Genomic DNA, 18,845 nt, shown 5'->3' with positions numbered 1-18,845 from the left:
ACGCCGGGGCCGCCCTCTGGGAGGAATGTCCGTTGGGAACGTGTTCCTACCCGTGTTGGCGACGGTACGCCGGAAAGTGTTACGGCGCGGTCAGTTCCCGCACCTCCAGCCCGCCGTCGGCGTAGCGCGAGCGCACCACCTTCTTGTCGAACTTACCGACGCTGGTCTTCGGCACCGCGTCGATGAACGCCCAGCGTTCCGGCAGTTGCCAGCGGGCCACCGAGCCGGCCAGGAAGTCCCGCAGCTCCTCGGCGGTAACCGAGGCACCCTCACGGACCACCACGGTGGCCAGCGGCCGCTCGTCCCACCGCTCGTCCGGCACACCCACCACGCACGCCTCCAGCACCGCCGGATGCGCCATCAGGGCGTTCTCCAGCTCGACCGAGGAGATCCACTCCCCGCCCGACTTGATCACGTCCTTGGCGCGGTCGGTGAGCGTGATGTAGCCGTCCGGCGAGAGCGTGCCGACGTCCCCGGTCCGCAGCCAGCCGTCGCGGAACTTCTCGGAGTCCGGCTCCTCGTCCCCGACGTACCGGGCGGTCACCCAGGGCCCGCGGACCTCCAGCTCACCCACGGACGTCCCGTCGGCGGGCAGCGGCTCGCCCAGCGGGCCGACGATCCGCGCCGCCACCCCGGCCGGGACGCGGCCCTGGGTGTAGCGGTAGCGCCAGGCGGCGTCGCCGGTGGCGCCGGCCGGGGCGCGGGACACCGAGCCGAGCGGGGACATCTCGGTCATCCCCCAGGCGTGGATGACCTCGATGCCGTGCCGCTCGTGGAACGCGTGCATCAGCGCCGGCGGGCAGGCCGAACCGCCGACGATCACCTCGGTCAGCGAGGAGGTGTCCACGTCGTGGCTGTCCAGGTAGGCCAGCAGGTCGGTCCAGATGGTCGGCACCGCGCCGGCCAGGGTGGGCCGCTCGGCGGCGATCATCGCGGCGATCGGCTCGGCCTGGAGGAAGCGGTCCGGCATGATCAGCGAGGCGCCGGAGAGGAACGCCGCGTAGGGCAGACCCCAGGACATGGCGTGGAACATCGGCACGATGGCCAACTCGCGGTCGCCCGGGCCGAGGCCGAAGCCCTCCGGCATACAGACCTGGAGCGAGTGCAGATAGATCGACCGGTGCGAGTAGGCCACGCCCTTGGGGTTGCCGGTGGTCCCGGAGGTGTAGCAGAGCGCCGCCGCGTCCCGCTCGTCCACCTCCGGCCAGTCGAAGTGGTCCGGCCGGCCGGCCAGCAGCGCATCCCAGTGGTGCACCGCGATCCGGTCGCCCGCCGCCGCCACCAGCGGGGCCGGATCGCCGCCGCCGACCACCACCACGTGCCGCACCGTGGACAGCTCGCCGATCACCCGGGCGAGCAGCGGGATGAGCGTGCCGTCGACAAGCACCACCCGGTCCTCGGCATGGTTGGCGATGTAGGCGACCTGGTCGGGGAAGAGCCGGAGGTTGAGCGTGTGCAGGACCGCGCCCATGCTCGGCACGGCGAAGTAGGCCACCAGGTGCTCGTTGTTGTTCCACATGAACGTGGCGACCCGCTCGTCGCCGGTCACGCCGCACTCGTCGCGCAGCGCGTGCGCCAGCCGGGCGGCGGCGCGGCCCACCTCGGCGTAGGTCATCCGGCGGGGCTCGGCGCCGGTCCAGGTGACCACCTCCGCCTCGCCGTGCACGGTGGCGCCGTGTTCGAGGATCCGGGCGACCTGGAGGGGGGCGTCCATCATCGTGCTACGCATGGGTAACAACGTAGTGTCGCCATTCACACGAACGGAACCCCCGGAATGGCCGAGACGGCCGGGAATGCTGCGTAGATTGTCCGGGTGAGCATCTCGTGGGCCGACTCGTACGTCGGGCAGCTCCGCGCGCTGGCCGGTGACCGCACCCTCATGTTCGTCGGCGCCCGTGCCGTGGTGCGCGACAACGCCGCCCGGGTGTTGCTGATCCAGCGCTCCGACAACGGTCAGTGGGCCCTGCCGGCCGGCGCCATGGAACTCGGCGAGTCGATCGCCGACTGCGCGGTCCGGGAGGTCAACGAGGAGACCGGCCTGCGCGCGCTGCGGGTCAGCGCGTTCGCGCTCTACACCGGCCCGGACCGCACCCACACCAACATGTACGGGCACACCTACCAGGTCTTCACCACCGCGTTCCGGGTCGACGAGTGGGACGGCGAGCTGTCCCGGTTCACCGACGAGACCACCGACGCGGGTTTCTTCCACCCGGAGGAGTTCCCCACCCCGCTCTCGTCCAGCGTGCACGAGACGCTCGCCGACCTGGACGTCTTCGAACAGATCAACCGCCTGATCCTCAAGTAGCCGGGCCGGCGGCTCACAGCATCGTCTGCGACTTCGCCTCCATCTCGGCGGCGGCCTCCTCCTTCGACTCCTTGGGCAACGGCTTGCCGCCCGGCGCGGCGGCCTCCCCGCCCAGCGGGTCGGCGCCGCCGGTCGCGCCCTGCGGGCCGGCGCCCCGCAACTGGTGGTTCGGCATGGCCAGGGTGACCAGCACCGCCAGCACCGCGACCAGCCCGGTGGTCAGGAAGACCAGGTGCAGCGACTCGACGAACGAGGCCTGGATCGCGGCGCGCACCGGCCCGGGCAGCGCGAGGATGGTCGCCGGGTCGTTGATCGAGATGTTCTCCGTGCCGCCGGCCGCCACCGCCGCCCGCTGCTGCGGCGGGAGCTGGGCGATCGCGCCCGGCAACCGGTCCGCCAGCGCGGAGCTGAGCCGCGTCGACAGCACCGCCCCCAGGATCGCCACCCCGAACGAGCCGCCCAGCGACCGGAAGAACGTGGCCGAGGAGGTGCCCGCGCCCAGGTCGCGGACGTCCACCGCGTTCTGCACGGCCAGGATCAGCGACTGCATGCACAGGCCCAGCCCGACACCGATCACCACCATGGAGCCGAACGCGACCCAGAGCGACGTGTCCACCTGGAGCAGGCGGAACAACAGCATGCCGGCCACCAGCACCGCCGAGCCCGCCACCGGGAACCACTTGTAGCGGCCGATCCGGCTCATCGCCCGACCGGTCAGGATCGACGTGACGATGATGCCGGCCATCATCGGCAGCATCAGCAGACCGCTGCGGGTCGGCGAGGCGCCCTTGACGATCTGCAGGTAGAGCGGGATGAAGATGATCGAACCGAACATCACCAGGCCGAGCACGAAGCCGGCGGAGTTGGCCAGCGCGAACGTGGCGCTGCGGAACAGCCGCAGCGGCAGGATCGGCTCCCGGGTGCGGGCCTCCTGGAGCAGGAACGCCACGCCCAGCACCGCACCGGCCACGAACAGCCCGACGATCACCGCGGAGCCCCAGGCGTACGAGTTGCCGCCCCAGCTCAGCGCCAGCAGCAGGCAGCTCACGCCGACGACCAGCAGCGCGGCGCCGATCCAGTCCACCGTGTGCTCGCGGCGCTGGAACGGCACCAGCCGCATGACGTGCCAGCAGACCACGATGGCGAGGATCGCCAGCGGCACGTTGATATAGAAGATCCACCGCCAGTTGGTCTCCGCGAAGTAGCCACCGACAAGCGGACCGGCCACCGACGACAGGCCGAACACCGCGCCGAACAGGCCCTGGTAGCGACCCCGCTCCCGGGGCGGCACCACGTCCGAGATGATGACGAACGCCAGCGTCATCAGGCCACCCGCGCCGAGGCCCTGCACGCCCCGGGTGACGATCAGCTGGGTCATGTCCTGCGAGAGCCCGGCCAGCAGCGAGCCGAGCAGGAACGCGCCGATCGAGAAGAGGAAGACCGGCCGGCGCCCGTACAGGTCGGCCATCTTGCCGTAGAGCGGCGTCGAGGCGGTCGACGCCAGCAGGTAGGCGGTGACCACCCACGAGTAGTGGTCGATCCCGCCCAGCTCACCGACGATGGTGGGCAACGCGGTGCCGACGATGGTCTGGTCGAGCGCGGCCAGCAGCATGCCGGTCATCAGACCGAACATCAACAGGCGGATCTGGCGGGCGGGCAGGGCGGGGCGGGCGGCCTGGGCGGTCATCCCGCTTCCTATCCCACCGAGGGCGGATCATGCCCCCGGTGGGACGTCGAGTTTCAGCTCGCGCTGTGCCGGCCCTCGGCGAACTCCTCCACGATCTTCGCGCAGAAGGCCGGCAGGTCGTCCGGCTTGCGGCTGCTGACCAGCCCGTTGTCGGTGACGACCTCCTGGTCCACCCAGTTGGCGCCGGCGTTGGTGAGGTCGGTGCGCAGGCTCGGCCAGGAGGTGATCGTCCGACCGCGCACCACGTCCGCCTCGACCAGCGTCCACGGGCCGTGGCAGATCACGCCGACCGGCTTGCCGGCGTCGAAGAACGACTTCACGAACCGGACCGCGTCCGGGTCGGCCCGCAGGAAGTCCGGGTTCGCCACCCCGCCGGGCAGCACCAGCCCGTCGTACGCCCCGGCGTCCGCCTCCTTGGTGGTGACGTCGACCTGGTACTGCTTGCCGTGGTCCAGGTGGTTGAACGCCTGGATCGTGCCGGACTCGATGGAAACCAGCTCGACCTGGGCGCCGGCGTTCTCCACCGCCTCGCGAGGCTTGGTGTACTCGACCTCCTCGACGCCGTCGGCGGCCAGGAAGGCGATCCGCTTGCCCTGAAGTGTCGCTGCCATGCTGCTTCTCCTCTCCGAGGTGTGTCTGGACGGTTCCCCCCGCCGATGCCGCGAAACCGGGACGAACGGGTGGCCCCCGTCGCAGCCGGCCGCCGGTCGGCCAGGTTTGGCTGGTCGGCGCCGGGGGACCCGGAGGGACATGGCAGGAGCAGCGGCGGAAGAGCGCCGGCTGGCCACCGTGGTGGCCAGCTGGCAGGAGCGTCCCGTGCTGGTCGTCGGCGACGCCATGCTGGACGAGTGGCGGTTCGCCGAGTCGGAGCGGCTCTGCCGGGAGGCGCCCGCGCCGGTCCTCACCCTGCGCCGCCGGATCTCCGCCGCCGGGGGCGCCGCGAACACCGCGGTCAACGTCGCCGCGCTCGGCGGCCGGGCCGCGTTGATCGCCCCGGTCGGCGCCGACGTCGCCGGCGACGAGCTGCACGACTGCCTCGACCGGGCCGCGGTCTGGGACCGCACGGTGAGCCAGCCCGGCCGGCCCACCCCGGTCAAGCGGCGGATGCTCGCCGGCAACCAGATCCTGCTCCGGGAGGACTCGGGCGGCCCGGAGGACGCGCTCGACGACGACGGGGTCGCCCGCCTGCTGACCGCCCTGCACTGCGCCACCGAGGAGCTGCGAGCCGTGGCCACCGGGGCGCCGATCACGCTCGTGGTCTGCGACTACGGGCTGGGCGCGCTGCCCTCGACGGTACGCGCCTGGCTGGTCGCCAACCGCGACCGGTACGGCACGGTGGCGCTGGACGCGCACGACCTGGCGGACTGGCGCGGCCTCAACCCGACCGTGGTGACCCCGAGCTTCGCCGAGGCGACCCGGCTGCTGGCCCGCGCCGCCGCCGGCTTCGCCCACGCCGAACGGGGAGCCGCCCGCAGCGGCGGCGACCTGCACCTGGACCATCCGACGGATGCCGACGGCCCGTCCGAGCTGGTGGTCGGCGCCGCGCCCGGCGGGGCGGGCGAGCGGATCCCGGGCAGCCCGCACCCGACCTCCGGCACGCCCGCCACCGACGCCACCGGCGGTCCGTCCGGGCCGACCGGCGAGCCGACCCCGGGCGAGGAGCGGGTGGCGCTCACCGGGAACGGGCTCAGCGTCACCGGCACCGGGGTGACCGTGAGCGCGTCGGCCGGCGAGGGCGTGGACCGGGCTGTGCTGGCCGAGTCGCGCCTGTCCGAGCTGCGCGCGCACACCGGCGCGGACGTGGTGGCGGTGACCCTGGACACCGAGGGCGCGGTGGTCGGCGGCGCCGACGGCTCGCCCCGGCGCAGCCACAGCACCCCGGTCCCGGCCAGCCACGCCGTCGGCGCCGGCGACGCCTACCTGGCGGCGATGACGCTGGCGCTCGCCGCCGAGGCGGGCCTGCCGACCGCGGCGCAGCTCGCCCAGCTCGCCGCCACCATCACCGTCGCCGACACCGGCACCTGCGTGTGCCGGCGGGAGGACCTGCTCGCCGCGCTGGGCACCGGCGGCGAGGAGGCCGGGCACCCGGCCCTGGTCGCCGCCGAGGAGCTGACCGCGCTGGTCGCCGAGCACCGCGCGGCGGGCCGGTCGGTGGTGTTCACCAACGGCTGCTTCGACGTGCTGCACCCGGGGCACGTCCGGTACCTGACCCAGGCCCGCGCGCTCGGCGACCTGCTGATCGTGGCGGTCAACTCGGACGGCAGCGTACGCCGACTCAAGGGCCCGGACCGGCCGGTCAACCCGGTCGAGGACCGCATCGCCCTGCTGGCGGCGCTGGCCTGCGTCGACCACGTGGTGATCTTCGAGGAGGACTCGCCGGCCCGGCTGATCGAGGCGGTCCACCCGGACGTCTACGTCAAGGGCGGCGACTACCCGCCGGAGATGGTGCCGGAGGCGCCGCTGGTGCGCCGCCTCGGCGGGCAGGTGCGCACGCTCGGCTACGTGCCGGACCGCTCCACCTCGGCGATCATCGACCGGATCCGCGCCCAGTCGCACAGCATGAGCGAACGCACCGAGCGAAGCGAGGGCCGTGAGGCCATGCCCGGCCAGCACAGCATGAGCGAACGCACCGAGCGAAGCGAGGGCCGTGAGGCCATGCCCGGCCAGCACAGCCCCGCCGTCGGCGAGGGCAGGCCCGCGTGACCCGACCGCTCGACCCGGGCACGCCCGAGCAGTTCCGCCACCCCCGGCGGGTCGACGTGCTGATCCCGACCCGCAACCGGCCGGCCGAGCTGGCGGTCACCCTCTCCGGGCTGGCCGCTCAGGAGGGCGTGCCCGGGTTCGGGGTGGTGGTCAGCGACCAGTCCGACGGCGACCCCGCGTACGCGCACCCCGCGGCGGCCACCATGGTCCGGGCCCTGCGCCACCGGGGACACCCGGTGCTGCTGACCCGGCGGCTGCCCCGGCGCGGGCTGGCCGAGCACCGCTCCTACCTGCTGGCGCAGTCGGCCGCCGACCTCGTGCTCTGCCTCGACGACGACGTGTGGCTGGAGCCGGGGAGCCTGTCCCGGCTGGTCGGCGCGCTGGACGAGCTGGGCTGCGGGTTCGTCGGCAACGCGGTGCACGGGCTCTCCTACGCCGACGACGTACGGCCCGACGCGCACCGGCACTACGAGGAGTGGCCGGGCCGGCCGGAGCCGGAGCGGATCCGGCCGGGCACGCCGGAGTGGCACCGGTCGTCGATCCACCCGGCGGCGAACCTGCTGCACGTCACCGAGAAGCTGGCGCTGCCGGCGGGCGCCTGGCGGGCGTACAAGGTGTCCTGGATCGGCGGCTGCGTGCTCTACGACCGGGCCAAGCTGGTCGACGCCGGCGGTTTCGACTTCTGGCAGCGGCTGCCCGAGGGGCACCAGGGCGAGGACGTCGCCGCCCAGCTCGCGGTGCTGGAGCGGCACGGCGGCGCCGGCGTGCTGCCCAGCGGGGCCTACCACCTGGAGTCGCCCACCACGGTCACCGAGCGCGACGTGGAGGCGTGGGAGGTCGTGCTCACCGAGTCGAACGCGGAGGTGTGAGCAGCTCGCGGGCCGCCTCGACCACCTCGACGGCCGGCACGTCGGCCACGAACGACACCCGGTGCGGGCAGTCGCCGTCGCCCGGGCGGTGCGGGTAGATCCCGGGCGTGCAGTCGACCCCGCAGACCGGGCACCGGGTGGTCCAGGAGGCGATCGGGCGGTGCCGGCCGCGCAGCGGCGACGCCCCGTTGATCAGGTTGCCGACCCAGAAGATCCCGACCGTGGGGGTGCCCACCGCGGCGGCCAGGTGCAGCGGCCCGGTGTCGTTGGAGACCACCAGCGCACAGTCCGCGTACGCGGCGGCGAGCGCGCCGAGGCCCAGCGTGCCGACCTGCGGGCGGACCGGCACACCGGCCGCCGCGACCACCGCGTCGACCGTCTCCCGCTCGACGGGCGTACCGGTGACCAGCACCTCGTACCCGTCTGCGGCCAGCGCCCGGGCGACCTCGGCGAAGCACTCCGCCGGCCAGCGCCGCCGGGTGTCGGTGGCGCCCGGGTGCAGCGCCACCCGGGGCCGGGTGGGCGCGCCGAGCACCCCGACGGCCTCGGCCCGGTCGGCTTCGGTCACCGCCAGCGCCGGGGCGATCGTGGTGGCCGGCGCCCCGACCAGGGCGGCCACCTCCAGGTAGCGAATCACCTCGTGCTGGTAGTAGACGTAGCGCAGCCAGCGGTCCAGCGGCGGCGCGTCGTCGGCCCGCAGCCCGGCGGTGACTCGGGCGCCGAGGCCGGCGACGAACGGGTTGGAGTTGGCGCCGCCGCCGTGCACCTGCAACGCGAGGTCGAACCGTTCGGCGCGGGCGGCGGCCAGGAAGTCGGCCGGCTCGACCGGCGACTCGTCCGGGCCGGGTTCGCGGATGCCGGGCCCCGGCGGCACCACCAGCACCCGGTCCACCGGGCCGGGCCGGTCGCGCCAGAGCGCCGCGTGCCACGGCGCGCCGAGCAGCACGATCTCCGCCGACGGGTACGCGGCCCGCAACGCCTCCAGCGCGGGGAGCACGAAGATGAAGTCGCCGAGCGCGTTGGCCCGCAGCACGGCGATCCGCTCGACGTCCGCCACGCGCTCGCCGGTCGGGCCGAGCAACGCCGACGGCTCCGGGTCGCGGCGCGGCGACAGACGCGCCGAGCTGGAGTCGTCGGGCGGGGTGGCCACGGCCAACCTACGGACGGTCGATCTCGTCGACCGTGGTGTCCGGGTGGTGCAGCTCCCGGTCCGCGGCCGGGTCGGCCTGGCTCGGCGTACCACCGGTGGCGACGCGCGGGCCGGTGCGGCCGACGGTGATGGTGCGCGGCGCGGGCCGGGCCGCCCGGGGCAGCCGCACCCGGAGCAGGCCGTGGTCCATCACCGCGTCGATCCGCTCGGGGTCGACGCGCGACGGCAGGTCGACGCGGTACTCGAAGCCCCGGGTGGTGAACCCGCCGGGGATGCCCTGGTCGGCGTTGACCTCGGCCTCCGACCGGGCCCGTACGCACAGCTCCCGGTCGTCCAGCTCGACGGCCACCTCCTCGGGCGCCACACCGGGCAGCCGGACCACCACCTCCCAGCCGTCGGCCGTCTCGGTGACGTCCACGTCCGGGGTGCCGGAGCGGCCGCCGACCAGGCGGCTCAGCTCGGAGCGCAGCGACTGCAGCTCGCCCATCGGGTCCCAGCCCTGCTGGCGGCCCCGCCAGCCCCGACCGCCCTCCTGTTCCGTCATCGCGCGTCTCCGATCCGCCGGTTCGTCGAGGTGGGTCGCAGCGAGCTGGACGCGTTGAGGTCGTGCTCCGGGTCGACGCCGACGCCGAGCCGGTCCACCAACTCGCCGCCCAGCCAGGCGCTGACCCCGAGGATCGCCACGGCGACCACCTCGATGGCGATCAGGGCGCCGCCGGCCGTCCGGTACTCGGCGTTGAGCCGGACCACCCAGACGGCGGCGAAGAGCAGGATCACCGCGACGTTGGCGCCGGCGTGGGTGACCCCGACCCGCTTGGCGCGGGTGCCGGCCGGCAGGGCGAGCAGGTCGACGGCGCCGGCCGCGGCGGCCAGCAGGCCGCCGATCAGCCCGACCGTGATGTTCCAGTAGGCCACCTCGCCCAGGAAGTGCGGCCCGCCGACGGTGTCGATCAGGTCGAAGATCACCGCGGTCACCAGGAGCGCCACCGGGAACATCACCAGCATCGGGTGCACGGGGTGGCCGAGCACCTTGAGTCGGCTCTCCATCTCGGTCTCCATCCGTCGCGTCCGGACACGCGCTGCGGTCCGGTCCCTACCCGTCGGCGTCGGGGGCAAACCCGGCGCCCGACGGGTCCTAGACTGACCATGGCGGATCCCGGCCCGTCGCGGGCCGGAACCGTCGTCGAGGTCAACGGACGGGGGAGGAAGACGTGACGACGCAGGAGATCACCAGCCCGGAGGAACTACGCGACCTGCTGGGTTCGCCGATTCCGCGGGTGCTCGCGAAGGAACGCCGCACGCTGCACCAACGGGACCGGGAGTGGCTGGCCGCCTCGCCGTTCTGCCTGGTCGCCACCGCGGGCGCGGACGGCACCTGCGACGTCTCCCCGAAGGGTGACCCGCCCGGCTTCGCGCTGGTGCTGGACGACACCACCGTCGCCATCCCGGAGCGGCCCGGCAACCGGCGCGCCGACGGCTACCGCAACATCCTGGAGAACCCGCACGTCGGGCTGATCTTCCTGATCCCCGGGCGCACCGACACGCTGCGGATCAACGGCCGGGCCCGGCTGGTCCGCGACGCGCCCTGGTTCGCCGACATGGAGGTCGAGGGTCACCGCCCGGTGCTCGCCGTCGAGGTGGCCGTCGAGCAGATCTTCTACCACTGCGCGAAGGCGTTCCTCCGCTCCGAGCTGTGGCGGCCGGAGAGCTGGCAGCCGGACGTGCTGCCGTCCCGGCCCCGGCTGATCAAGGAGGTGGAGGCGCCGGCGGAGAGCCTGGCCGACCTGGAACGGCACTACGGCCCGGACTACGCGAGGAAGCTCTACGTCTGACCGCCGGCCGGTTAGGCCGGCCCCGCCGGGGTACCGGATCCGGTGTAGACGACGGACGACAAGGAGTGCTCATGACCAGGAAGGTCGAGAAATCCATCGACGTCGACGTGCCGGTCAGCACCGCCTACAACCAGTGGACCCAGTTCGAGGACTTCCCGCGGTTCATGGGCGGCGTGCGGGAGGTGCGCCAGCTCGACGACCGGCGGATGCACTGGGTGGCCGAGATCGCCGGCGTGCAACGCGAGTGGGACGCCACCATCGTCGAGCAGGTGCCGGACCGGACGGTGGCGTGGGCGGCCACCGGCGGCAAGGCCAACGCCGGCATGGTCCGGTTCGCGTCGATCGACGCCGACCGCACCCAGGTCCAGCTCCTTCTGGAGTACGAGCCGGAGGGCCTGGTCGAGCAGGCCGGCGAACGGTTGCACATGGTGGACCGGCAGGCCCAGTCCGACCTGGAGCGGTTCAAGGAATACATCGAGAGTCGGCAGGCGGAGTCGGGTGGCTGGCGCGGGACGATCGCCCCCGGCGGCATTCCCGACTCGTCCGACGAGGTCGAACTGCCGGACCCGGCGGCCCGGCACCGCGCCGACACCGACGAGGAACCGCCGCCGCCGGACACCGAACCCGAGTACGCGCCGACGGGCGGCTTCCCGCCCGACCCGACCCGATAGACCTTCTGCCGCCCTGCCGGAGTGGGCCCGGTGGGCCGGCCGATGCGGCCGTGCCCGCCGGGCTCCCTTCGTCACTTCTCGTCGGAGATGTCCGGTCCGCCAACTGACTCAGGCCGTCACCATCCACAGGTGACCGTCCGGGTCGGCGAACGTGGCGGTGTAACCCCACGGCTGCTCGGCCGGCGGCGTCACCACTCGGGCGCCCGCGGCTCGGGCCCGGTCGACGATCCGCCGGACCTCGGCGGGACCGCCGGCGACCCAACTCAGCACGCACTCGCTGCGGCCCCGGTCGGCGACCTCGTGGTCGCCGATGACCCAGCCGAAACCCCCACTCGGCACCAGCATCAACCGCAGGCCGTCGTTCACGGCGAACTGCAGCGGCTCGGGCACACCGTCCGCCGCCGGTTCGCCGATCGCCGCCCAGCCGAGGGCCTCGACGTAGAAGCGGTGCGACGTCACGCGGTCGGCGATCGGCAGGCTGACGGTCACGGTCGAATCGGCCATGGTGGCAACTCCGGGTCTGTCGGGGGAGGAACTGTCATCCGGGTGGACCGGCCGGTCGATCGGAACTCATCGGTCACACCTGCCCTGGCCCCGACCGATCAGCCACCCCCGCCGGGCGCGAGGCCGATCCGCCAGCCGGGCACGGCGAAGCTGTCGGCGACGATCGTGACGGTCACCCGCTGGCCGGTCCGGGCCGGCACCTTGAACCTGGGCGGCAGATCGTATTCGGACGCGAGCGCGCTACCTGTCCAGCACTCACCGTTCCAGTCGTAGAACGCCCGGCGCTCGACCTCCTTCCCGTCGACCAGGACGCGGATCCGGCCGGGCGCCACGGCGCAGATGTAGATGTTCAACTGCAGCGGCATGGCCAGGTCGAGGCGGTGGGATCCGTTCGGTGACGCCGTGGTGCGGGCGTCGATCTCACCGAGTTCGTTCGGGAAGGGCTGACCGGGATTTCCCGTCGCCGACTTCGTGACCGTGTCCAGGTCGACCGGTTCGGCCGGGCGGGGCGGCATCGGGAAGCTCTCGAACGGCACCGGCGTGTAGACACCGACCGCCATCGTGCCGGCGAGGTGGGCCGCGCCACCGGGCCGCGGTTCCCCGTCGTCGGTCGCCAGCGGCTTGCCGATCTTCACCGTGACCGTCACCGGCTTCCCCGCGCGGACTCCCAGGTCACCCCACTGCCGGAAATGTCCGTTCATCTCGGCCTCGGCCAGCATCGTCGGAGATCCACAATCGGTGGTGCCGATCACCGTCCTGCCGACCGTGACCTGGATCAGGTGATCGGCTCGGCCGTTGGCAGCGTTGGCGCCCAGCCGGTCGTCGCATCCGATACCCAACTGGAAGTCCACGTCATCCGGCGTGAAGGTGAAGGTGACGGTCGGGTTCCGTGGCAGGACCGTCTCGCGCGCCAGAACCCGGCGATGCCCACGGAAGTACTCGGGGAGCAGTTCACCGTCGGACGTCGGCGTCGGACCCGGCGTGACCTCGGTAGGCGGGGCTGCCGAGGACATGCTGGCCAGAGGCGACGGCGGCGGGTCGGCGGGCTGACGCGCGACCAGACCGACCGACGCCACGGTGCTCGCCAACACGACGGCGGCGGCGACGCCTACGGCACGGACCCGCCGCTGCCGGGCGATGCGACGATGCAACACCACCAGGCGGTCCTCGGTGGTCGGAACCTCCGCGCTGCACGTCGTCAGAAGACGGCGCAGGCGCTCCTCTTCGACGGTCAATGGATGAGCTCCTTCTCGTCCCGCCTGTCGACCAGCGCAGGGTGCTTGCGCAAGTTCGCCAACCCTTTGCTGGCCTGGCTCTTGACGGTGCCGACGCTGATGCCGAGCGTCTCGGCGATCTGCGCCTCGGTGAGGTCCTCGAAGTAGCGCAGCACGAGGACCGCTCGCTGCCGCCGGGGGATCTCGGCGAGCATCCGCCACAGCGCGTCCCGCTCGACGTACTGCGTGACCCGGTCGGCCGCTTCGATGCGCTCGGGCACCGCCTGCGGGATCTCACCGGTCCAGCGACGGCGACGCCACGACAGGAAGGTGTTGACGATGGTCCGCCGGACGTACGCTTCGGCGTCGCCCCGCACCCGGGGCCACGCGAACCAGACCTTGACCAGGGCAGTCTGCAGCAGGTCCTCGGCCGCTGCCCAGTCGCCGGTCAGCAGATAGGCGACGCGTAGCAACCGGGGTGATCGGTCGACCACGAACTGGTCGTACTCGGTGCGGTCGGCCAACCGTCCTCCTCCGTCGGGCCTGCACCTCATCTACGCGTTGACCCGATGCGGGGGTTGCCCCGGCGCGCATGTCCCGACGGTATGGGCGGCAGGCGGTCAGGAGGTGCAGAACGACCGAGGTCCTGGCAGTCGTATCCGCTGCCCTCGCCGTAGTACTTCCATCCCGTACCGGCGGTGTAGTGGAACAGGTAGACGCCGTCACCGCCCTTCGGGCCCTGCGGGTCGGCTCCGGCCCAGTCCTCTTAACGCACTCGACACGGCCGAAGGTCACGCCCTTCGGCAGCCCAACCAGCTTCTCCAGGGTCGCCCCCGACGGACAGTCGGCACTTCGATCCCCCCGGACGCCTGGGTGGTCACGGTGGGCGTAGCACCGGAGGTGCGGTCCGCCGGAGCAGCCGAGGCCGGAGCAGTTGGGGTTGGGTCAGGACTGGATAGCGTCGTGGCGCCACAGGCGGTAAATGCCAGCAGCACGGTGACAGCGGGCAGCGACAGAAGACGACGTGCGGACATTTCCGGGCCCCTATGGATCGCGGCGATCCTTGCTCACATCCGGGTACATGCGATCCACCGCCCGCAGGTTGCCGCCCGACCAGATTTTTCTCAGATCCCCACTCGTTCTCCGGAAACGGCGAAGCCCAGGTCTCCTGACCTGGGCTTCTTCACCGAGCCGCCTGACGAAATCGAACCGTCGACCTACGCTCCCCGACCATCGCGCTCCCTAGCTTGTCAATCGTCGTCACAAAAAACGCTGACCTGCACAGACATGCCTGCTCGATGATCAACATCTGCCACCAATCGTCACCCGTTGGCGCGGGTTTTCGAGGGGTAAACGGCGGCCGGATGACCACTTCCGCTCCCTCAGGGCGACTATGTTGCGTCCCTCAAGCGTTAGGACGGCGGTGACATCGGAGTACACGGCAGCATCAGCTTGGCCCAGTCTCTCCGCTAACCGCTAGATACGGCGTACGCAGCGTACGCGCAATTCCTTCATCGGGTCGCATTTCGTCCGTAAGGCGCACGGTCGTGGACCTCGGAGACGACGCGGCAACCGGGGTCAAAGCGTGCCGGGCCTGCCGAAGGCGGTCGAACACCAGGTCCAGGATGTCATGGTGGACCCCGTAGCTGATGCGCCAGCCCGAACCGGGCCCCGACCCGTAATGACTGGCGGGCAGCAGGTCGACGCGGGCCATCGACAGCAGGCGGGACAGGTGATCCGACTCGTCCTCGATCCATCCGATGAGGCCGGTCACGCCCGGTGCGAGCGCCACCCCGATGCCGAGTTCGGGCAGGAAGGACGCCAGGGCCGCGCGGTTCGCGTCCAGCTCGGCGCGCACCCGCGGCAGCCAACCGGCCCCGTGGTCGAGGAAGGCCAGCGATATGGCGGCACCGAACGTGTCCGGCGACGGGAAGGCCTCGTCGGGTACACCGCCGATGCGCTCGGCGGCCGCGGCGTTGGCGTAGGCGAATCCGGTTTTCGTGCCGCTGGATCCGATCGACTTGGAGAGCGACGTGCACACGACCACCGGGGCGTCGTGACAGGCCGCCCGGGACATGAACGACGGGCGGCCCGAGAGCGGCAGGTGCACTTCGTCGACGACCACCGCGCACCGTGCACGCGCGGCAAGCTCTAGGAACCGGTCGATGCCGCCGGCCGACCACGCCGTCGCGAGCGGATTGTGCGGGTGGCACAGCAGGGCGCAGTCGGCGGCCTTCAGCGTCGTGGCGATCAGCTCCCAGTCGGCCGGCGCGCCGGGCACGGGCGGAGCCGGCACGGTCAGCAGCCGCCGGCGCGGATAGCGCGCCAGTCGCCGTAGGTCGGGGTAGAGCGGCTCCTCCACGACGACCGTGCCGTCGGTCGCTACGAGCGCGTCCACCACCGTCCGGCACGCCTGCAGGGTGTCCGAGCACGTTCGCGACCAGGCGAAGCCGGTGATCCCGAACACCCGCTCGCCGAACTCCGCGCACCGCTCGCGCAACGCCGCCGGGTCGAAGTAGCCGACGCCGGTTCCGGTCAGCCGGCCCATGACGGCGTCCAGGACGAAGGGCGGCGTGCGCACGTCCAGTTCCGCGATGGTCAGCGGGATCGCATCCGGGGCGGACCGGCGTTGCCAGCGCAGGGAGCCGCGCTCCCACAGCCGGTCGATACTGGGCTCGAACGCGCTCACACGGCTGTCCCGGGCGTCAAAAGGTAGACCACATACGCCGGGTCGGCCCCGGCTGGACGCAGATCCCAGGTGCGGAACGTGTGCTCCACGACGAAACCCGCGTGCCGGGCGTCCTCTTCGAACTCCGGTCGTCCATAGCCCCGGTCGAGGTCGAACCCCGTGATCAGCCGCCCGTCCGGCGTCAGCCGGCGGCGCAGGTGGGTCAGGACCGGCCGGCGGGTCGGCGGGCTCAGGAACACCATGACGTTGCCGGCGGCGACGATCACGTCGAACGGCTCGGACGCCTCCGGCACGGTTTCGAGTTCCGCCAGGTCCGCACGGACCCAGGTCGGGCCGGGATGATCCGTTCGGGCGGCGTCGAGCAGTTGTGCGTCGGAGTCGACACCGACGACGGTGTGGCCCAGCCGGTGCAAGCGCGCGCCGACCCGCCCGGTGCCGCAGCCGGCGTCCAGGATCCGGGCGCCGCGCGGTGCCAGGGCGTCCACCAGGCGCGCCTCGCCGCCGAGGTCGACGCCATCATCGCGTTCCCAGGCGCGGAACCGTTCGACGTACGCGGGGGCATGACCCGGATCGCGGGCGGTGAGCTCCTGCCACAGTGACGGCTCAGGCATGCTGGGCCCGCCGGACCGCGATGCGGCCGTGATAGGCGTCGATGGCCTGGGCCTTGGCGGCCTCCTCGTCCAGGTCGGCGAAGCGAGCCGGCGCGAGCGCCTGGCTCGCCTCGGCCGCGACATCGGCACTCCCGCGGATCAGATCAGCGAGGATCCGTCCGGCGGCGAGCGCATGCGTCACCAGGATCCCGGCCGCGATCCACACGTCGCCCGTGAGGTGACCGACCATCGGCAGCGCGTCCGGCGTGGCGGGGAACACCCCGTCGAGCCGTTGCAGGGGAGTGAAGAGTCGCCATTCCTTGAACTGCCGGCTGAGCAGCTGCATGGTCTCCTCGAACGTACCGTCCCACGGCAGGTCGGCGCGTTGTCTCCCGGCCATGTCGGCCAGGTGGTCGGGGTGCGCGCGGGTGCCGAAGCCCCACCGGTCACCGTGCCAGCGCCCGTATACGGCCTGCTCCAGGAACCGAACGAACGGCTGGCGCGGGGGCGCGGTGTGACCGGTGGGCCCGTAGACGAACGGGTGCCTGATCGAGACGATGGGGAGGCGCACGCCGAGCGGGGCGGTCAGGGCAGGCGTCCACATGCTGGTGGCCAGCACGACCCGGGCCGCCGTGAACGTCCCCGACGGCGTGGTCACCTCGACGCGGCCGGTGTGCTGCGCGAGCTTGAGCGCCGGCTCGTGCCAATGGAAACGGGCGCCCGCCGCTTCGGCGTGCCCGCGCAGCAGCGCGGTGAGCCGCGGCGCGTCGACGACGGCGTCGTCCGGGAAGTGCAACGCGCCGAGTGCCTTACGCGCGTCGACGCACTGCGGTGCGAGAGCCTGTGCCTGCGCCGGCCGCAGCCAGCGGACGGTGACGCCGGACTCCGCGGCCAGCGCGCGACGCGCCTCCTGGGCCTCGGCGCCCCGCGGCGTCGTCGCGACCTCGATGCTGCCGACACGGTCGAACACCCGCGTGTCGCCGCCCGTCAGACGCTCGCAGAGCGCAGTCGTCTCGACGGCCATCGCGGTCAGCACAGGGTGGTAGCCGAGTTCGCTGATGTAGCCCGGCGAGTGACCGGTGGCTCCCGCGAGTTCGGGCCCAGCGGCATCGATGACGCGGAGACCTTCGTGGCCGAGCGATAGCGCGACCGCGGTACCGACGATTCCCGCGCCGACGACGAGGGTTTCACAGGATTGATGCATGTACGGCACCTTCCGCTGAACGCGAGTGGCTCGAGGCGGGCGCGGCGTCGCGCAGGCGCCGTGCGGCCCACTCGGCGTAGAGCCGCGCGCCGATGGGCAGGACGTCGTCGTCGAACAGGACCGTCGCGCTGTGGTTGGGTATCTGCCGGTCGACATCCGTGCCGCGCGGCCCCGCACCGAGCAGCGCCATTACTCCGGGCACCTGCTCGAGCACGTACGCGAAGTCTTCCGCCGTGGTCAGCGGCGCCGGAAGCTCCGCGTACCGCGCGCCGGGCAGGCCGGCGGCGACGTCGCGGAGCAGGCCGGCCTCGGCCGCGTCACTGACGGTCGGCGGGTAGAACGGCTCGATCGTCACCTCGGCGGTGACGTCATGTGCCGCCGCGATACCGTGGATGACCTGCGGGAAAAGCTTCCGGACCGACTCGCGCCGGGCGTGACTGAACGTGCGGATCGTGGCCTCGAAGTACGCCGTGTCGGGGATCACGTTGCGTCGCGTTCCCGCCCGCATGATGCCGACCGTGCAGACGACCGGGTCGAGCGCGTCGATCCGGCGTGTCACAGCGGTCTGCAGCCCGAGGACCATCTCCGCGGCCGCGGTGATCGGATCGCGGGCGGTGTGCGGCATCGAGGCGTGGCCGCCCCGACCGCGGACGGTGACCCGCAGGGCATCCGAGGCCGCCATGATCGCGCCGGGTCGGGTCAGCACCGTGCCGAACGGGGCGACGCCGGCGAACACGTGCAGCGCCAGCGCCGCACATACCCGTTCGCCGGCCGCGTCCAGCACGCCCTCCTCGATCATGTGGCGTGCGCCGGCGTCACCCTCCTCGCCCGGCTGGAACATGAACACGACGTCGCCCGGCAGGCTTGCCGCTCGCTCGGCGAGCAGCCCCGCCGCGCCGATCAGCATCGCGGTGTGCAGGTCATGTCCGCAGGCGTGCATGGCGCCGGGTTGTGCCGACGCGTACGGCAGGCCGGTCTTCTCCTCGATCGGCAACGCGTCCATGTCCGCCCGCAGCAGGACCGCGCGCCGTTCGCCGGCGGCCGGCGCGCCGCCGCGCAGGACTGCCACGACCGACGACAGGCCTTCACCGGTGCGCGTTTCCAGCGGCAGCGGCGTCAGGGCGTCGAGAACCAGCCGTTGCGTCTGCGGCAGATGCAGCCCGAGTTCGGGCACCTGGTGCAACGCACGCCGGATCGTCCTCAGGCGCTCGAGCGTGCCCACGGGGCGCGGCGTTGCGCTCATCGTGGCCCACCGTTCTCGGGCGGAGGGACCCGGTATGCCGCGCGCCGCGGGTCGCTGACTTCCCAGGGCCGAGCGGCGCGGTACCGGCGCAGCAGTTCGAGCGGCACGCCATTCACTTCCTTTCGACGGTCGGCGCGGAGTGGTTCGCGGGTTTCGGGCAGCCGCCACCGACGGACCGGGGTTC

17 protein-coding genes and 1 pseudogene are annotated in these 18,845 nt (G+C 72.5%); 5 read left to right on the top strand and 13 right to left on the bottom strand.

Annotated features, from left to right (window positions below):
- Positions 1 to 79: 79 nt before the first annotated feature.
- A complete protein-coding gene (locus ACGFI2_RS07085; RefSeq protein ID WP_393511978.1) occupies positions 80 to 1,729 on the bottom strand; it encodes a fatty acid--CoA ligase in 1,650 nt (549 codons plus the stop codon).
- 84 nt (positions 1,730 to 1,813) lie between these two features.
- On the opposite strand from ACGFI2_RS07085, the gene ACGFI2_RS07080 reads away from it, so the two are divergent.
- Entirely contained in the window at positions 1,814 to 2,305 is a 492-nt protein-coding gene (locus ACGFI2_RS07080) for an NUDIX domain-containing protein (RefSeq protein WP_393511975.1), read from the top strand.
- A gap of 13 nt (positions 2,306 to 2,318) precedes the next feature.
- Here ACGFI2_RS07080 and ACGFI2_RS07075 read toward each other — a convergent pair whose 3' ends face one another.
- Both ACGFI2_RS07075 and ACGFI2_RS07070 read right to left on the bottom strand, forming a co-directional pair.
- Positions 2,319 to 3,992, bottom strand: a complete 1,674-nt coding sequence (locus ACGFI2_RS07075; protein WP_393511972.1) for an MDR family MFS transporter — start codon at positions 3,990 to 3,992, stop codon at positions 2,319 to 2,321.
- Between the two features lie 53 nt (positions 3,993 to 4,045).
- Positions 4,046 to 4,603 (bottom strand): type 1 glutamine amidotransferase domain-containing protein, encoded by a 558-nt coding sequence (locus ACGFI2_RS07070; RefSeq protein ID WP_393511969.1) that lies wholly within the window; start codon positions 4,601 to 4,603, stop codon positions 4,046 to 4,048.
- A 139-nt stretch (positions 4,604 to 4,742) separates the two neighbouring features.
- Here ACGFI2_RS07070 and rfaE2 point away from each other — a divergent pair, with 139 nt between their 5' ends.
- Both rfaE2 and ACGFI2_RS07060 read left to right on the top strand, forming a co-directional pair.
- Positions 4,743 to 6,695: a D-glycero-beta-D-manno-heptose 1-phosphate adenylyltransferase gene (gene rfaE2, locus ACGFI2_RS07065; protein ID WP_393511966.1), complete on the top strand. Its 1,953-nt coding sequence runs from the start codon at positions 4,743 to 4,745 to the stop codon at positions 6,693 to 6,695.
- Positions 6,692 to 7,564, top strand: a complete 873-nt coding sequence (locus ACGFI2_RS07060) for a glycosyltransferase (protein ID WP_393511963.1) — start codon at positions 6,692 to 6,694, stop codon at positions 7,562 to 7,564. Before rfaE2 ends, ACGFI2_RS07060 begins: the two co-directional genes overlap by 4 nt.
- Here the strand turns inward: ACGFI2_RS07060 and ACGFI2_RS07055 are convergent.
- Genes ACGFI2_RS07055 through ACGFI2_RS07045 form a run of 3 tightly spaced genes read right to left on the bottom strand, consistent with a single transcriptional unit; the run spans position 7,539 to position 9,761 of the window.
- Positions 7,539 to 8,678: a glycosyltransferase family 9 protein gene (locus ACGFI2_RS07055; protein WP_393513121.1), complete on the bottom strand. Its 1,140-nt coding sequence runs from the start codon at positions 8,676 to 8,678 to the stop codon at positions 7,539 to 7,541. The genes ACGFI2_RS07060 and ACGFI2_RS07055 overlap by 26 nt on opposite strands.
- A gap of 43 nt (positions 8,679 to 8,721) precedes the next feature.
- The gene (locus ACGFI2_RS07050; RefSeq protein ID WP_393511960.1) at positions 8,722 to 9,258 is read right to left on the bottom strand and encodes an Hsp20/alpha crystallin family protein; all 537 of its coding nucleotides are present in this window, start codon (positions 9,256 to 9,258) and stop codon (positions 8,722 to 8,724) included.
- Complete coding sequence (locus tag ACGFI2_RS07045) at positions 9,255 to 9,761, bottom strand: DUF2231 domain-containing protein (RefSeq protein ID WP_393511958.1); 507 nt, start codon at positions 9,759 to 9,761, stop codon at positions 9,255 to 9,257. Before ACGFI2_RS07045 ends, ACGFI2_RS07050 begins: the two co-directional genes overlap by 4 nt.
- Before the next feature lie 164 nt (positions 9,762 to 9,925).
- Between ACGFI2_RS07045 and ACGFI2_RS07040 the strand changes: the two genes are divergently transcribed.
- Together ACGFI2_RS07040 and ACGFI2_RS07035 are read left to right on the top strand one after the other, a co-directional pair.
- A complete protein-coding gene (locus tag ACGFI2_RS07040) occupies positions 9,926 to 10,546 on the top strand; it encodes a pyridoxamine 5'-phosphate oxidase family protein (RefSeq protein WP_393511956.1) in 621 nt (206 codons plus the stop codon).
- Between the two features lie 71 nt (positions 10,547 to 10,617).
- Positions 10,618 to 11,064, top strand: a pseudogene (locus ACGFI2_RS07035) (SRPBCC family protein); the annotation flags it as partial.
- A gap of 261 nt (positions 11,065 to 11,325) precedes the next feature.
- On the opposite strand, the gene ACGFI2_RS07030 reads toward ACGFI2_RS07035, so the two are convergent.
- The 7 genes from ACGFI2_RS07030 to ACGFI2_RS07000 form a co-directional block, all read right to left on the bottom strand.
- A complete protein-coding gene (locus ACGFI2_RS07030) occupies positions 11,326 to 11,721 on the bottom strand; it encodes a VOC family protein (protein ID WP_393511953.1) in 396 nt (131 codons plus the stop codon).
- A 98-nt stretch (positions 11,722 to 11,819) separates the two neighbouring features.
- Complete coding sequence (locus ACGFI2_RS07025; protein ID WP_393511950.1) at positions 11,820 to 12,956, bottom strand: hypothetical protein; 1,137 nt, start codon at positions 12,954 to 12,956, stop codon at positions 11,820 to 11,822.
- Complete coding sequence (locus ACGFI2_RS07020; RefSeq protein ID WP_393511947.1) at positions 12,953 to 13,459, bottom strand: SigE family RNA polymerase sigma factor; 507 nt, start codon at positions 13,457 to 13,459, stop codon at positions 12,953 to 12,955. Before ACGFI2_RS07020 ends, ACGFI2_RS07025 begins: the two co-directional genes overlap by 4 nt.
- Positions 13,460 to 14,382: 923 nt before the next feature.
- Positions 14,383 to 15,624, bottom strand: a complete 1,242-nt coding sequence (locus ACGFI2_RS07015) for a pyridoxal phosphate-dependent aminotransferase (protein ID WP_393511944.1) — start codon at positions 15,622 to 15,624, stop codon at positions 14,383 to 14,385.
- The gene (locus ACGFI2_RS07010) at positions 15,621 to 16,235 is read right to left on the bottom strand and encodes a class I SAM-dependent methyltransferase (RefSeq protein WP_393511941.1); all 615 of its coding nucleotides are present in this window, start codon (positions 16,233 to 16,235) and stop codon (positions 15,621 to 15,623) included. The genes ACGFI2_RS07015 and ACGFI2_RS07010 overlap by 4 nt, the downstream gene beginning before the upstream one ends.
- A complete protein-coding gene (locus ACGFI2_RS07005; RefSeq protein WP_393511938.1) occupies positions 16,228 to 17,418 on the bottom strand; it encodes an NAD(P)/FAD-dependent oxidoreductase in 1,191 nt (396 codons plus the stop codon). Before ACGFI2_RS07005 ends, ACGFI2_RS07010 begins: the two co-directional genes overlap by 8 nt.
- Positions 17,402 to 18,829, bottom strand: coding sequence for a M20 family metallopeptidase (locus ACGFI2_RS07000; protein WP_393511931.1), 1,428 nt, complete (start codon positions 18,827 to 18,829; stop codon positions 17,402 to 17,404). Before ACGFI2_RS07000 ends, ACGFI2_RS07005 begins: the two co-directional genes overlap by 17 nt.
- Positions 18,830 to 18,845 lie beyond the last annotated feature (16 nt).

Origin of the sequence: Micromonospora sp. NPDC049282 (assembly GCF_043197045.1) — a bacterium.
In the GTDB taxonomy this organism is placed as follows: domain Bacteria; phylum Actinomycetota; class Actinomycetes; order Mycobacteriales; family Micromonosporaceae; genus Micromonospora.
This window is presented reverse-complemented; position numbering and strand designations above follow the sequence as displayed.